Annotated in this window: 14 protein-coding genes; 4 read left to right on the top strand and 10 right to left on the bottom strand. The window is 48.8% G+C overall.

The genetic code is table 11. The features are described from left to right. Positions 1-190: 190 nt before the first annotated feature. The 3 genes from cls to AR383_RS11090 all read right to left on the bottom strand — a co-directional run bounded on the left by cls (position 191) and on the right by AR383_RS11090 (position 3223). Positions 191-1639, bottom strand: coding sequence for a cardiolipin synthase (gene cls, locus AR383_RS11100; RefSeq protein WP_055733200.1), 1449 nt, complete (start codon positions 1637-1639; stop codon positions 191-193). A 198-nt stretch (positions 1640-1837) separates the two neighbouring features. Continuing rightward, positions 1838-2374 (bottom strand): flavodoxin, encoded by a 537-nt coding sequence (locus AR383_RS11095; protein ID WP_055733199.1) that lies wholly within the window; start codon positions 2372-2374, stop codon positions 1838-1840. 264 nt (positions 2375-2638) lie between these two features. Continuing rightward, a complete protein-coding gene (locus AR383_RS11090; RefSeq protein ID WP_055733198.1) occupies positions 2639-3223 on the bottom strand; it encodes an NTP transferase domain-containing protein in 585 nt (194 codons plus the stop codon). A gap of 5 nt (positions 3224-3228) precedes the next feature. Between AR383_RS11090 and yqeC the strand changes: the two genes are divergently transcribed. Continuing rightward, entirely contained in the window at positions 3229-4101 is an 873-nt protein-coding gene (gene yqeC / locus AR383_RS11085) for a selenium cofactor biosynthesis protein YqeC (RefSeq protein WP_157051709.1), read from the top strand. A 21-nt stretch (positions 4102-4122) separates the two neighbouring features. Further along, complete coding sequence (gene yqeB, locus AR383_RS11080; RefSeq protein ID WP_055733196.1) at positions 4123-4983, top strand: selenium-dependent molybdenum cofactor biosynthesis protein YqeB; 861 nt, start codon at positions 4123-4125, stop codon at positions 4981-4983. Here yqeB and AR383_RS22535 read toward each other — a convergent pair. The 3 genes from AR383_RS22535 to dpaL are packed head-to-tail and all read right to left on the bottom strand — an operon-like array spanning position 4973 to position 7638. Further along, a complete protein-coding gene (locus tag AR383_RS22535; protein ID WP_269465140.1) occupies positions 4973-5683 on the bottom strand; it encodes an amidohydrolase family protein in 711 nt (236 codons plus the stop codon). The genes yqeB and AR383_RS22535 overlap by 11 nt on opposite strands. Positions 5684-5709: 26 nt before the next feature. Further along, positions 5710-6411: an amidohydrolase family protein gene (locus AR383_RS22530; protein ID WP_269465139.1), complete on the bottom strand. Its 702-nt coding sequence runs from the start codon at positions 6409-6411 to the stop codon at positions 5710-5712. Positions 6412-6453: 42 nt separating this feature from the next. Next, positions 6454-7638, bottom strand: a complete 1185-nt coding sequence (gene dpaL / locus AR383_RS11070; RefSeq protein WP_055733195.1) for a diaminopropionate ammonia-lyase — start codon at positions 7636-7638, stop codon at positions 6454-6456. Positions 7639-8036: 398 nt separating this feature from the next. On the opposite strand from dpaL, the gene AR383_RS11065 reads away from it, so the two are divergent. Next, entirely contained in the window at positions 8037-9773 is a 1737-nt protein-coding gene (locus AR383_RS11065; protein ID WP_055733194.1) for a sigma 54-interacting transcriptional regulator, read from the top strand. Positions 9774-9790: 17 nt separating this feature from the next. On the opposite strand, the gene AR383_RS11060 is transcribed toward AR383_RS11065, so the two are convergent. Beyond that, positions 9791-10726, bottom strand: coding sequence for an N-carbamoyl-D-amino-acid hydrolase (locus AR383_RS11060; protein ID WP_055733193.1), 936 nt, complete (start codon positions 10724-10726; stop codon positions 9791-9793). A gap of 13 nt (positions 10727-10739) precedes the next feature. Then, positions 10740-11981, bottom strand: a complete 1242-nt coding sequence (locus AR383_RS11055; RefSeq protein WP_055733192.1) for a M20 family metallo-hydrolase — start codon at positions 11979-11981, stop codon at positions 10740-10742. Positions 11982-12136: 155 nt separating this feature from the next. Here AR383_RS11055 and AR383_RS11050 point away from each other — a divergent pair, with 155 nt between their 5' ends. Next, positions 12137-13006, top strand: a complete 870-nt coding sequence (locus AR383_RS11050) for a MurR/RpiR family transcriptional regulator (protein ID WP_157051708.1) — start codon at positions 12137-12139, stop codon at positions 13004-13006. 228 nt (positions 13007-13234) lie between these two features. Here AR383_RS11050 and AR383_RS11045 read toward each other — a convergent pair whose 3' ends face one another. After that, entirely contained in the window at positions 13235-13600 is a 366-nt protein-coding gene (locus tag AR383_RS11045) for a hypothetical protein (RefSeq protein ID WP_055733190.1), read from the bottom strand. A gap of 89 nt (positions 13601-13689) precedes the next feature. Further along, positions 13690-14163 carry a hypothetical protein gene (locus AR383_RS11040; RefSeq protein ID WP_055733189.1) on the bottom strand — a complete coding sequence of 158 codons (474 nt, stop codon included), beginning with the start codon at positions 14161-14163 and terminating at the stop codon, positions 13690-13692. Between the last annotated feature and the right edge of the window lie 39 nt (positions 14164-14202).

The raw sequence follows: 14202 nt of genomic DNA, 5'->3' as shown, positions 1-14202 counted from the left end.
GCTAGCTCGAGTTGGCTAAAAATTGACAAGATAATTAGATAGCCTTTTAAGCAAGTGGTCACTTAAATTTGATGTTTCAATGGCAAATCTGTGCTTTGGCGCATTGCTTTAGGTATGAAAACCTTACCAAAATTTCAGTTTTATTTCAGGATTTTGATGGCTTTATAGTGTTGCTTGGCTGAGTTTTAGCCTATAACAGCGGGCTGAAAATATGGATGATGTTCTCCATGAGGCGGCGATAGAGGGGGCGTTTTCGCCAAGCGATGGGATTAATACGGCTGCTTTGTTTTAAGTAGTCCTGAATAATCCGATACAAGTCTTCGGCGTAGGCAGGGTCGTCAATAATTGAGGTCACTTCAAAGTTGAGCCAAAAACTGCGCATATCTAAGTTAACCGTGCCCACCAATGCGATTTGTTGGTCTATTAACAGGCTTTTAGTATGCAGTAAGCCGCCCTTAAAACGAAAAATGTTCACACCCACATCAAGCAATTGTTGATAGAAGGAGTGGCTGGCGTAACGTACCAAGCGAGAGTCGTTTTTTGCAGGCAGGATCAGGATCACTTCTACGCCTCGGCTAGCCGCGGTAACCAGTGCAATTTGTAGGCTCTCATCGGGAACAAAGTAGGGGCTAGTGAGTACGATCTGTCGTTTCGCCGCATAAATAGAGCACAGTAGCAGTTGAATAACGTGGTCGCCAAAGATCCCCGGCCCCGAAGGCATTATTTGCATCTTTTGCTGCCCGTAGCTGGCTTGCTCTTGCTGCAAATTTAATTGCTCGATGGCGGCATCGCCGGTTTCCATCTCGATGTCGTAAGCCACTATGGCTTGTAGATTGAGTGCTGCGGGCCCTTCAACCCTGAGCATCAGATCGACCCATTGGCCTACACCGCGCTGTTGATTAAAGTAACGCGGGTCTACCAAGTTCATTGAGCCGCTATAGGCGATACGCTGATCGATGGCGACAATTTTACGGTGTAATCTTAAATCGACACGTTGCAATAACATTCGTACTGGGTTGGCATGTAATGCGTCAACTATGTTTAACCCTTGTTTTTTCAAGGATTTACACTGCGCAGACTTAAGAAATTGACTCGAACCTACTGAGTCCGCTAATAGGTAGACTTTGACGCCACGCTCACTCGCTTGCTGCAATTCTTGTAATACTGGGTCAACTAAGCCCCCTGGCTGCACAATGTAAAATTCCATATAAATCGTGTGCTGGGCGAGTTTAATATCTGCGCATAACTGTTGCAGGGTGGCGAGGGAGTCTTGAAAGTTTTGCAGTTTATTGCCACCCAAAATGGGCAATCCAAGTAAGCGGCGAGTAAGGTTGTTGAGTGGCTCTGCTTGAGCGGAACCAGAGTGTTGCACCACATGAGGGGAGCGGCTCAAGAGCTCGATGCGTTGTTTATATTTGACTTCCATAATTCGAGCGCGCTTCGCTCGAAGTCGTCCAAGGTAGCGCTCGCCAAACAATTGATAGCAAATAATGCCAAATAGGGGCAGAACAAAAATCAATAACAGCCAGCTAAGGGTGACGCCTACGGCTCTGCGTTTCAGAATCACTTGAAAGGTGACCAGGCAAATCAACAGGGCGTATATCACCAAGCCTAAATCGCTTAAGGCGGTATTTAACACGCATATACCTTGGGTAAAAAAGACCTTATTAATCTAGCATAAGCTGATAAAAGCGTCATTGCGGTATCAAGCAAAAGCTCTATTAATAGTGATAAGTAAGGGCGCAGCTTATGGAGGAAAGGGTACCGCCTACATGGTAGGCGGTGTGGGAACAAGCTAAAGCTCAGTAGTTAACAGCTTTGCTGGATGGAACAAGGTTTACAGGCCCATTTCGGCTTTGATTTGCTCTAACCAAATGGACACCCGCTCGTCGGTTAAGTGGGCTTGGTTGTCTTTATCAATCACCAAACCTAAGAATTCGTCATCATCAACGGCATTTGACTCATTAAAGTCATAGCCATCAATCGGCCAATGGCCCACCATGTCGGCGCCACATTCTGCAACGTAGTCATAAAGCTCACCGAGCCCGTCGACAAATTGGTCTGGATAATTCACTTGGTCACCTAAACCAAATAAAGCGACTTTCTTACCGGTTAAGTCTAGGTCGTCAAAGTTGGGTAAAAACTCTTCCCAGCTTTCTTCTGAACAGTCGCTCTCCATGCCGGGCAGTTGGCCTTCACCCAAGGTGGGGGTGCCTAAAATAAGGTAGTCGTAAGCGAGTAGGTCGTCGGCTTCTACCTTGTTAATATTGACCGGTTTAGCGGCTAGCTCATCACCTAAGTGCTGCTGAATTTGTTTTGCCACCTTGCGGGTGCTGCCGGTATCGGTTCCAAAAAATATTCCTACCTTGGCCATAAATAGCTCCTTCATTTACCAATGTTTTTTTCTGCAATTCTCAGCTCGGTGATAACGCTCAGCAGCCACCGATGGGAAGTTGATAAAGGATAATTAGCAATAACTAAGCCAGAGTGAATAGCTGACAAATTGGCTTAAAACTGCGGCAAATCTCCGCAAACTAGCCGAGTTTGCTATCAGAGTGATAAATTTTGCCGAGTGACTATCACTTTGATAGTGATAAGCACTGATAGCGATGATATATCGCAGTTGCCTCGAGCCGACTTACTGGCCGATTAACTGTTGGTAGGCCAGTGGCGTATCGATATCTAAATGAATATTGGGATCATCCAAGTTGAGAAAACGCATCGGGTAGAGCTTCAGCAGGGCTTTCATCGGGCTGTGTTGCTGTTCTTGCTCTATCACAGGCTTTAGCCGAGCAGAGAGCAATACCGGATGGCCGCTTTTCTGCTCTGTACCGGGAAATACCGTCGCCTCACCTCGCTGCTCCCATAAGCGTGTAAAAATCTGCGGAGCGATGCAGGGCATGTCGGCATGGCAAATAAAAAAGTAATCGCTAGTCACTCGCCTTACCCCCTGGCGAATGGATGAATACATGCCTTGCTGATAATCGGGATTGCTCACTATCTCTAGATTGGCATAGCCCTTCAGTCGTTCAGTTAGCTCGTCGCTGCGATGGCCCACCACTACAATCACTCTAGAGCAAACCGCGAGGGCGTTGCTAATACTCTGTTCAATGATACTGGAGTCTTTGAAGGGTAATAACAATTTCCATTCACCCATGCGCGTAGATAGGCCTGCTGCGGGAATAATGCAGTCGGCATTGATTTTTGAGTGTGGGTATTGCATAAGTGATGCTTCCGGTTAATGTTAACGGCCTTATTGCCCAAATTATGCTGCAATTAAATCAATACCATACCACCGCTGCTGATTTTGAAGCCATTCAAATGTTAGCTCCTGCTGCGCGTTTTATCTCGGTGGTGGGGGCCGGAGGTAAATCTCATCTAATCAAATGGTTGGCCGCCGTTTATCAAGCTCAGGGCTTTAAAGTCTGTGTGACTACGACGACCAAAACCTACCTGCCCGAGGGCAACGAATTTAACGCCCAGATCTGCTTGGCAGAGCCTAGCCCCGCGCAGGCTTTGGTAAGGCAGATGGCAAGGGTGAATGTCGCGCCTGGCGGCGTCTATTTTCTCTATAAACAAAGACTGGCCATGCCAGCTAATCAGCCGCCTAAAGTACAGGGCTTTAGTGTTACCGAGCTATCCCAACTAGCCGAACTGGGCTTATTCGATGTTTATCTGGTGGAAGCGGATGGCGCGAAACACCTGCCTTTGAAGGCCCCTGCGGGGCATGAACCTTGCATTTGTGAACAAAGTGATTTGCTGATTGGGGTAACGGGAGCAGAGGCAATTTTTTCGCCTGCAGCACCGCAGCAGATCCATCGTTGGCCACTGTTTTCTAAGATCAGCGGCTGTGTAGAGGGTGCGGAAGTGGATGAAGCAGCACTGAGTAAATTGCTAGTCGATCCGCAGGGTCTGTTTAAAAACAGCCCGAAGCAGGCTAACAAGTTATGGTTAGTTAATAAGATGGACCGTTGCTCAGATCCGCTGCGCTTAAGGCTCTTTGCTCAGCAAGTACTTAGCCAAACGGCTTTGCTGAACGCGGTTTGGTTGAGCCAACTTGATTTACCCTCACCAACAGTAGAACGTTATTTCGCCTCTTAGCCAAGTAGTATAAGGATAGCTATGCCTAACAATACCACGCCCTGTTATTTCCCTTCTCGAGCCTCAAGCATATCCAATGACGGCTTAGTGGTGATTCGTGGTGCCGGAGATATTGCCACCGGTATTGCTCTGCGGCTGTATAACGCCGGTTTTAGCATCATCATGACTGAGATTGAGCGGCCAACCATGATTCGCTGTAGCGTGTCTTTAGGCCAGTGTGTTTATCAAGGCGCACATCAGGTAGAAGGCATTAGCGCCAGCAAGGCCCGCGACCTTAGCCATGCTGTAGAGTTAATCGAGCAGGGCCATATTCCAGTATTGCAGGATCAAGACTTACAGCAAGTCTCTCGCTTGCAGCCGCGCTATGTGATTGATGCCATTTTGGCCAAGCGGAATATCAATTTTCATCGTGATTTGGCCCCCATCACCATCGCCTTGGGGCCGGGTTTTAGCGGGGGTAGCGACTGCGATGCGGTGATTGAAACCAACCGCGGCCATCACCTCGGGCGGGTGATCTATCAGGGCTCGACTCAAGACAATACCGGCGTACCCGGTAATATCGCCGGTTTTAGCCATCAACGGGTGATTCGTGCTCCTTGCGCTGGGCAGATGCGCAGTCACACTCAGATTGGCGCGCTGGTGGAGCAGGGCGAGTTGATTGCCCATGTGGGCGAAACCTCAGTGTATGCGCCACTGTCGGGCATGGTGCGGGGGCTACTAAACAATGACATTGAGGTAAGCAAAGACTTCAAAATTGGCGATATTGACCCACGCGGCGCAGAGGCCGACTTTACCACGGTGTCTGATAAAGCCCGCGCCATTGCCGGTAGCGTATTGGAAGCGATGCTGCACCTACAGCACCGCCGTGCGTTTAAAGCTTAAAGGGTTTACGAGCAATGAAGCGGCCAGCTCCCTCCTGGCCAGTAAATTGGCCGTTTAGGCTGACTAAGGCGCCACGGCTAAAGGTCATCACCGGCCAGCCTTGGCAACTTAGGCCGCTATAGGGGCTGTAATCACAGGCATCATGGGTGGTGTCATCATTGATGCTAACGCTCTGCTGGGGATCGAAAATCACCAAGTCGGCATCTGCCCCCAGCTCTAAACAGCCCTTTTGTGGATAGAGTCCAAATAGCTTGGCAGGCTGGTAGCTGGTGAGGCTAACAAACTGGCTCAGGCTTAAGCGTCCTTTCATCACGCCTTCGGAGAACAGCAGCGGCATGCGCAGTTCCACTCCCGGAATACCGTTGGGGCAGCGGGTGAAGTCGTTGTGGTGAGGCTGCTTTTGTTCGCGCCAAGTAAATGAGCAATGGTCGGTGGCCACCACATCGATGCTGCCGTCGCTCAGCCCCTGCCATAGCTTATTCAGTTCTGCGCTGGCTCTTAGCGGAGGGCTAAGAATGAACTTTTCACCGTCTTCTCGCTGATAATAGCTGTCATCTAATAGTAGATACTGCGGGCAGGTTTCCACCCACACCTTTTGCTGCTGATTTATCGCCAGACGCGCATACTCCAAACCCAAACCGTTAGACAGATGCACGATGTACAAGGGCGCATCATCGGCCATCTTAGCGAGGTTTATCATTCGCGCTATCGCTTCGGCTTCGCACTCTAGGGGCGGCTAAGCGGGTGGTACTCTGGGGTGGTTTTACCCGCAGCACTTAACTGCGCCCGATTAATCGCAATGGCGGCATCGTTTTCTGGATGCACCGTGGTTAAAGCGCCCACTTTTTTCAGCTGCTTCAGAGCGCGATAGGCATCGCCATCATCCAACTTGTAGTCATAGGTGAGGTAGAGTTTAAAGCTGGAGATGCCGGCATTCACCATCGGCTGCATCTGCTGCAGAATTTCCTCATCAATGTGCTGAATCACGCCGTGAAAGCTGTAGTCAATTACCGCCTTGTTTTGCGCCGCCTGCTGATACACCTCTAATTGGTGAAACAGGCTGCAGCCCTTGGGGCCAAAGCCCATGTGGTCCACTATGCTGGTGGTGCCACCACAGGCTGCCGAACGGGTTCCGCTATAAAAGTCATCGCAGCTTTTGGCGATGCCCACATCAATATTAAAATGGGTATGCACATCGATGCCGCCCGGCAGCAAGTAAAGCCCGCTAATATCCAGCGTGAGGCAATCTAAAGCGCTAACATCTATCGACTCTGCCACGGCGGCAATCTTGCCCTTGAACACCAGCACATCACGCTGGCTAGCGTCATGGTGATCGGCCACCAAGCCATTTTTTAATAACAAGTAGCGAGCCGAGGCTTCACTGCCGGCGGCGCTTTGGTGTAGGAGCTGGTGGCTAGTTTCAGTCATAACTATTCCTTGTTCTCTTAAACTCGCTTATCGGTCGGCAGTTTAGGCGTATTTTCCTAGCCAAACTACGTCACGGTAGTTAGCCACGTCGGTATCGCCTTCGGTACTGATCACCAGCACCACCGAGTCTTGGTTTAAGTCCAAGGCTTGCATCAGTTGTTGCTTATCATCGGAGAAGTGCACGGCGGCCAGTAAGCCAGCGCCAATCGCACCCGATTCACCCGATACCACTCGTGGATCGTCGCCAATGGGGTTGCCCAACACACGCATGCCCAAGGCCGAGACCTTGTCTTCACAGGAGACGAAATAACTGGCGCAGTTTTTCAGTACTGTCCATCCCAAGGGATTGGGTTCACCACAGGCTAGTCCCACCATGATGGTGGCCATATCGCCGCCTACGTTCACCATATCGCCCTGTTTGCCCGAGCGGTAGATGCAGTCGGCCAGTTCTGGCTCGGCGATAATCGCTTTGAAGTTATTAGCGCCGAGTTTGTCGGCAAAGCAGCCCAATACGCCGCCAGCCATGGCGCCCACTCCCGCCTGCAGAATGATGTGGGTGGGTTGGCTTAAGCCCTGTTGCTCAATTTGATCGAGGCTCTCCATGGCTAAGGTGCTGTAGCCTTGCATGATCCAGGTGGGAATGTCGGTATAGCCTTCCCAAGCGGTGTCTTGTACCACTTTCCAGCCTTGTTGCTGGGCTCGCTCTACCACAAAACGCACTGTATCGTCGTAGTTCATGTCGGTAACTATGCACTCGGCACCTAAGTTTCGAATGTTGTTTACCCGCTCGGCCGCCGCGCCCTTAGGCATGTAGACCACCGCATTTTGCCCCAACTGCTTGGCTGCCCAAGCCACGCCACGACCATGGTTGCCGTCGGTGGCCGTGGCAAAGGTGAGTTTTTTGTCGATCTTTTGATTGAACTGGGCAAAGTCGAATTGTTCGATGTCTAGCTGGTACTCTTCACACAGCAGGCGGGCAATCGCATACACCCCGCCGAGCATTTTGAAGGCGTTTAGGTCAAAGCGATAAGATTCATCTTTCACCAAGACTTGTTTCACCCCAATCACTTTAGCCAAGTCATTTAATGGTTGTAGCGGGGTGGCTTGATAACCCGGTAAACTCTGATGAAAACGCTGCGCCGTAGCTCCTTTAGCATAACCAAAGTCTGCGACTAACTCCCCGTTAAAATGCCGATTGGCCTCGATGGCGATATTAAACTTAGCCAAAATAACTCCTTAAAATACTTTTACGTCCTAAGGGAGACAAATCCAAATTCTGTGCCAAGATGCCGACCTTGGAATACTCGGAAAATCAGCTTCAACTAGCGGAATTTAAGCCAGATATGCTGGCTTAGCGAGCTAATCTAGGGGAAAGAATTTAAGCTCAATGATAGTCTCAGATCCTATCAACTATCATTTTGAGAAAGGCCTTGATTGAATTAAGCTGATAAGGCTAAAGCCGCAGCAAATAAGGGCTTTGGCTTGGTATAAAGTTGACCAAGTGGTTAGTTAATTTGGCTGGCTTTGCAGCTTAATCTGATCTGCGTCAAGCGCCAATGTTTTCCCGCCGCATAGGATGGATGGCTAATGCTAAGCACCGTTTACAGTAATTTGAATGGAATGACATGTTAGAAATCAATAATGTTTCTGAGCTGATGGAGATTCAGCCCACCATTATCCGCTTTACCCAAATGTTGTCGCGGGTGCTTAAAGTGGACGCTGAAGTGGTTGATAGCAATCTAGTCCGCATTGCCGGCACTGGCCCCTATAGTCAATTTCTAGGGCAAAAACTTACTTCGGGTTCGCGCTTATTCCGTTACATACTCGAGACCAAGCAAGAAAAGACCATCATTAAAACCCAGGCTGACGACTTATGTGCCGACTGTACTAGCCGAGATCTCTGCGACGAAACCGCCTTTCTTGGGGTGCCGATCCTAGCCGGTGAACGCTGCATTGGGGTGGTGAGTTTGGTGGCCTTCGACGAGCAAGCGCAGCAGCGAATAAAAGACAACAGCGCCCTGTTCTCTGACTACATTAAACACGTTGCCCAATCGGTGGTAAGCAATGTGCAAAACAAGGCCAAGCAACCGCATGGCTTAGAAGAAGTGTTTATCAACCTGATCGATAACATGGATCAGGGCGTTTTGGTAATGAACCAAGATAACTCGGTGAAGTATGGCAACCAGCCGGCGCTGCGTAACTTAAACCTCACCAGCAGCGACTTAAACAAAATTAAAATTAATATTCGCCCACTGGTGAATTGCAAAAACAAGCTCGAGGGCCAGCAGCACATTATCTCCTTGGGTGAACGCGAAGAACTATTGGTGGGGCAGTTTTATAACAGCCATGCCCATAAATTATTTTTAATGTCGTTCTTTCAGCCGCATAACCCGGTGATTGCCTATGAGACCAATGCAGTACTCTCGGAAGTGATTGGTGATAGTACCGGTATTCGCCACATTAAATCCTTGATGACGCGCATCGCCTCTAGCCCATCCAGTGTATTGATTAATGGCCAAAGTGGTACCGGTAAGGAAGTAATAGCCAATGCCATTCATAAGCTGAGTAACCGTGCGGCGAAGCCCTTTATTGCGATTAACTGTGCGGCGATCCCCGATCAACTGTTAGAAAGCGAGCTGTTTGGTTATACCAAGGGCGCCTTTACCGGGGCTTCAACTAAAGGTCGGGTGGGTTTAATTCAAGCGGCCAACGAAGGCACCCTGTTCCTCGATGAAATTGGCGATATGTCGATGCAGTTGCAGGCCAAGTTATTGCGGGTGTTAGAGGCGCGGGAAGTTACCCCAATTGGCTCCAATAAAGCCATTCCGGTGGATATTCGAGTGATCTCTGCCACCAACCGCGACTTTGCCGAGCTGATTGCGCGCGGCGAGTTTAGGGAAGATTTATATTATCGACTCAATGTGATTCCCTTGCACCTGCCGCCGCTGAAAGAGCGAGAAGGCGACGTGCCCTTGCTGGTGAATTATTTTGTGGCGCTACACTGCCAGCGCTTGGGGGTGGCCAATCCCGGAGTCACCAAGGAAGTGATGCACAGCCTCAGTCATTATTCTTGGCCCGGCAACGTGCGTGAGCTAAGTAACTTAGTGGAATATTTGATTAACATCGTGCCCGAGGGCGCGCCGCTGAGCATGGATTTTCTTCCGCCTAACTTTGAAAAACTTAAGCCTAGCGTGGCGGTGGAGGCTGCGCCGAGTATGAGCGGGGTGAGCCTTGAGCAGATGGAAAAACACAAAATTGAAGATGCCATTAAGCGCTTGGGTAATCGTAAGCTGGTGGCCGAAGAGCTGGGCATTGGCATTGCTACCCTGTATCGCAAGTTAAAAAAATACGGGCTAAATTAGCCCGTATTTTTGTATGCCTATTTGCCGGCTTGGGATTTCTTGGGTCGGCTAATGATTTCGTATTCTTCAGGAATGCGGTGAAGGTTAAAATTAAAGATGTTCTCTTTGATTTCGCGGGTTCTTTCAAAGTCACAGTCGGCTACGATCAGCTCATCACCCAGAGTGCTCGCCTGAGCAACAATTTCGCCAGTGGGCGCAATAATGCAGCTTTGCCCTAGTAGGTCGCAGTCTTCTTCTTTACCGGCCTTGGCACAGGCCAAAACCCAACAACCGTTTTGATAAGCCGAAGCCTGCATTACCACATGGTTGTGGAAGGCTTGCAGGTGGTCGTGCTCGGGCGCCTGCGGGTAGTGCATTGGCGTATTGTAGCCAAGCACGATCATTTCTGCGCCTTGTAGTGCCATCACCCGGTAGGTTTCTGGCCAGCGTCTATCGTTACATAGCGCCATGCCCACTTTGCCGCCCATGAAGTCCCAAGTGCCAAAGCCAAGGTTACCCACTTCAAAGTAGCGTTTCTCCAAGTGTTGGAAGGCGCGCCAAGGTTCGTGCTCGGTATGGCCGGGTAGGTGGATCTTACGGTACTTACCCACGATTTGGCCTTTGTCATCCACCAATATTGAGGTATTGAAGCGGCGAGTCTCGCCGTTCTCTTCGGCTAGCTCGGCGTAACCAAGGTAGAAGCCAATGCCGAGTTCCGCGGCTTTATCAAACAGGGCTTGGGTTTCATCGCTAGGCATGCTTTTTTCGTAAAAGGCATTTAATTCATTTTCGTCTTCTAAATACCAGCGCGGAAAGAAGGTAGTAAGGGCCAGTTCAGGAAATACCACAAAGCCACAGTCTCGTTGCTTGGCTTTATTTAGTAGCGCGATCATCCGGCTGATGACTTGCTGGCGGTTTTCTTCTCGGGCAATCGGGCCGAGTTGGGCAATCCCTACGGTGACGTTTCTTTCCATGTTATCTATTCCTTTAATATTCTGCGATGTTCAATACGGCTTGAAGCAATACATTGGCTCCATTAGCCACTTGTTCAGGGCTGGTGTATTCGTTGATGTTGTGGCTAATGCCATCTTTGCTGGGAACAAAGATCATGGTGGTGGGGCACAAGGGAGCAAACATTTGTGCGTCGTGCCCAGCACCAGAAAACATCCGTTTGCTGCTTAATCCAGAGTCTTTGGCGAAGTTTTCAATGCTGTCGATGAGCCGAGGGTTAAAGTCCACCGGTTGGAAGCGAGCCAGTACGCGTTTTTCAATGCTTACACCATGCTGCTCGGCCAGTTGTTCCAAGTAAGCCGCTAGCTCGGCTTCCGCTTCAAGCAGCTTTTGCTCGCTGCAATTACGTAAATCCACGGTAAAGCGAGCAAAGTTAGGGATAACGTTAACCAAGTTTGGTTGTAGTTCTAAGGCGCCCACGGTGGCGTGCTGCTGGGGGGCCATGCTTAAGGCAAGTTGGTTAACAAAGGTCATCACCTTAGCCGCCACTAAACCGGCATCTTGGCGGTAATTCATCGGCGTGGTGCCAGCATGGTTAGAGGTGCCATGAACGGTGTATTCACTCCACGAGATCCCCTGCACGCCTTCTACTACGCCAATGTCGATATTCTCTTCGTCCAATACCGGGCCTTGTTCAACGTGCAGTTCGAAGTAAGCGGCCACTTGCTTGGCTACGTCACAAACGGGCGCATCGCCCTTATAGCCTATGGCGTTGAGTTCCTGCTCCACGCTTTTACCGTCGATGCCAATGGTGGCAAGGGAAGTGGCTAAGTCTAGCGCTTGGGTATAAACGCCGCTGCCCATCATATCGGGGGCGAAGCGTGAGCCTTCTTCGTTGGTGAAAAACGCCACGGCCACTGGATGGCGCGGCTGAATGCCCGACTCAATCAAGGTTTCAATCACTTCTAACCCGGCCAGTACGCCCAAATTGCCGTCGTATAGCCCAGCGGTGGAAACGGTGTCGATGTGTGAGCCCATCATTACCGTTGGCAGATCTTCGCGGCCAGCTAAGGTGGCGACCACATTGCCAATGGCGTCGATGCTGATGGTTAAGCCCAGTTGTTGCATCCAACTTAATACGAGATCGCGCCCTTGTTTATCGGCCTCGGTCAGGGCTAAGCGAGACACGCCGCCTCCGGCTAAGGCGCCCACTTCGCCCAAGGCGAGTAGCCTGGCTTGCAAACGCTCTGCATCAATTGTCAGTTTTACTTGTTCCATAGCCTGTCCTTGAAACTGTATTAACTCAGTTTGAAACAAAATTACCATATGAAAGAACTTTAAAACTATGTTTTCATTTAGACAAGCCTTTTTTGTTAATTTATTTTCGATTATCCTTGGTATTAAAAAATAAGTACCATAAACATGAGGCCTCGATGAATAACCCCAACAGTTCCAACCCCTTGGATACCAGAATCAGAGAGCATTACGAAAACATGCCCCCTTCTGAAAAGCGCTTAGCCGACTTACTGTTATCCTTTCCGGGGGATGTGGCGGATTATTCAGCCTCCGAGCTGTGCGAACTGGCTAAAACCTCTAAAGCCGCGGCCACCCGCTTTTTTAGTCGCCTAGGCTATAAAGATTTCAGCGATGCGCGGCGTCAGGCGCGAGAGGCCAAAAACTGGGGCGCGCTTAATTATCAGAGCTCTTACAAATCAGACAGCAAAGATGCCAAAGTCAGTGACCTAGTGACTAAACATTTGGACCGCGAGCAAACCAACCTGCAACGCTCGCTTGAGAGCATCGATGTGGCCAGCTTTCGCTCCTTAATAAAAGCCCTTAGCTCGAAGAAAAGAGTGTTGGTAATTGGTTATCGTAATAACCGTTTCTTGGCCGAGTATTTTCATCGCCAATTGTCGATTATTCGCGACAATGTGAGCTTGCATCCGGGAGCCAATCAGACCATTTCCGAAGAGCTGTTTAATATTGGCCCCGATGATCTGTTGATTATTTTTGGTATGCGCCGACGCACCCCACTGCTTGAAAAAATTATTCAGCATGCCAAAGATAAACAGACTCAAATCGCCTTAATTAGCGACCCTACCGCAGCATCCTTAGAAAAGTACGCCAGTTGGAAGATTAGCTGCGTGATCCACAGTGCATCCACCTTCGATTCCTACACCAGCGTGATGAGTATTTTAAATCTGTTGATTACCCAATTGATTGAGCAAAGCCCTGATGCCGCGGCGCGAATTAACGCCATTGAAGCGGCGCATAGCCAATTTGCCGAGCTGGGTAGCCTGTAAGTAAGGTGGCTTTTGGTAATAATAGAAATTGCCGTGGGGAAGGGCTGATAACTTGGGCTGTGGCTCTTGAGACGCTAGCTAATGCTGAGGTTTTCGGGGCTTAGGATTAGCCGCCAATTACCGGACGCCCATATATGTCTGGTTTATCTATCCGCCATAAACACTTAACTTAACGCAAACAAAAATTGCCATGCGTTACGTATCGCTCTTGAACGTTTTGTTATGCCACTACTTAACCAGTTCTTCTAATTTTTCAATTGCGGGGATGATTTCACTTGGAGTACCATCTAAAGGCAATATTAAAGCTTCTTTTTCAAGTAAACGAGCAACTCTAGCTGTTGCTATGGCTACCTGCTTTACGTTTTCTTCTTTTTCAGTGACTTGTTGAAGAATAATTTCACCTTTTGCGATTGAAAAAGACTTTAGCTGGTTAATATTAGGAAGAAGTATGCTCAGAATGAAGGACATCGTTAGCAATGTCATAAGTGATAGTTCTGATAGATCAGAATAATTTTGTAACCAAAGAGAGAATCTACCTGTAGCCCACAAAAGTACAATTACAACTATTGGCTTTACCAACAGAATCCATTTCATAGCTTTTCCTTTATGTTTTTTATGCGACATCAGTAAGTTGATACTGATGGCATAACATCTTATTACAGCGACTTGATGTGTTTGTTAGCTTACTTTTGTGATTCAACAACATCTCTTACCCATTCACTCTCTTGAACTTCTTTTGCAAAGTTATGTTTGGCCATGCAATGGAAAGCTTGTTTTGAAGGCTTATGCACGAGCATAATTGGAATATCCTTCTTGTTAGCGGAGAGTAATCCTGTTACGACGGCACCAGCTGGTCCCGCTAACCCATACCCAACCAGCGAAGCAACTCCAAGGCCTTTTAGTTTGGCAGCGGATTCAGATCCATCAAGATTTGAAATGATCTCCCAATCATCCAATCCACTGTTTCTATAATTAATATCCTTATTTATCATGCCTCCAAAGAAGCCTGATTTCTTTTCTCCTGTTGCATAGGTCAGCTTTAAATCAATCAACTTCTGCGTAAGGTATACAGCGCAAGAAGCTGTAAATGGAATTACCTGCTTCTTCTCGGATTCGATGAACAAATCAACAACCTTCACTTTATGAATGCCAAACATAGAATCTCCATTTCAAAAATTAATTTCTCATACGACGGA

The sequence above is a fragment of the Agarivorans gilvus genome (genome assembly GCF_001420915.1).
GTDB classification, from domain to species: Bacteria; Pseudomonadota; Gammaproteobacteria; order Enterobacterales; family Celerinatantimonadaceae; genus Agarivorans; species Agarivorans gilvus.
The sequence above is the reverse complement of the archived record's forward strand: the minus strand, read 5'-3'. Positions and strand labels throughout refer to the sequence as shown.

What these genes read in the sequence shown, in the direction of transcription:
- AR383_RS11095 (WP_055733199.1), bottom strand. Translation starts at nt 2,374, where the DNA reads ATGGCCAAGGTAGGAATATTTTTTGGAACCGATACCGGCAGCACCCGC.
- AR383_RS11090 (WP_055733198.1), bottom strand. Translation starts at nt 3,223, where the DNA reads ATGCAATACCCACACTCAAAAATCAATGCCGACTGCATTATTCCCGCA.
- yqeC (WP_157051709.1), top strand. Translation starts at nt 3,229, where the DNA reads ATGCTTCCGGTTAATGTTAACGGCCTTATTGCCCAAATTATGCTGCAA.
- yqeB (WP_055733196.1), top strand. Translation starts at nt 4,123, where the DNA reads ATGCCTAACAATACCACGCCCTGTTATTTCCCTTCTCGAGCCTCAAGC.
- AR383_RS22535 (WP_269465140.1), bottom strand. Translation starts at nt 5,683, where the DNA reads ATGATAAACCTCGCTAAGATGGCCGATGATGCGCCCTTGTACATCGTG.
- AR383_RS22530 (WP_269465139.1), bottom strand. Translation starts at nt 6,411, where the DNA reads ATGACTGAAACTAGCCACCAGCTCCTACACCAAAGCGCCGCCGGCAGT.
- AR383_RS11065 (WP_055733194.1), top strand. Translation starts at nt 8,037, where the DNA reads ATGTTAGAAATCAATAATGTTTCTGAGCTGATGGAGATTCAGCCCACC.
- AR383_RS11060 (WP_055733193.1), bottom strand. Translation starts at nt 10,726, where the DNA reads ATGGAAAGAAACGTCACCGTAGGGATTGCCCAACTCGGCCCGATTGCC.
- AR383_RS11055 (WP_055733192.1), bottom strand. Translation starts at nt 11,981, where the DNA reads ATGGAACAAGTAAAACTGACAATTGATGCAGAGCGTTTGCAAGCCAGG.
- AR383_RS11050 (WP_157051708.1), top strand. Translation starts at nt 12,137, where the DNA reads ATGAATAACCCCAACAGTTCCAACCCCTTGGATACCAGAATCAGAGAG.
- AR383_RS11045 (WP_055733190.1), bottom strand. Translation starts at nt 13,600, where the DNA reads ATGAAATGGATTCTGTTGGTAAAGCCAATAGTTGTAATTGTACTTTTG.
- AR383_RS11040 (WP_055733189.1), bottom strand. Translation starts at nt 14,163, where the DNA reads ATGTTTGGCATTCATAAAGTGAAGGTTGTTGATTTGTTCATCGAATCC.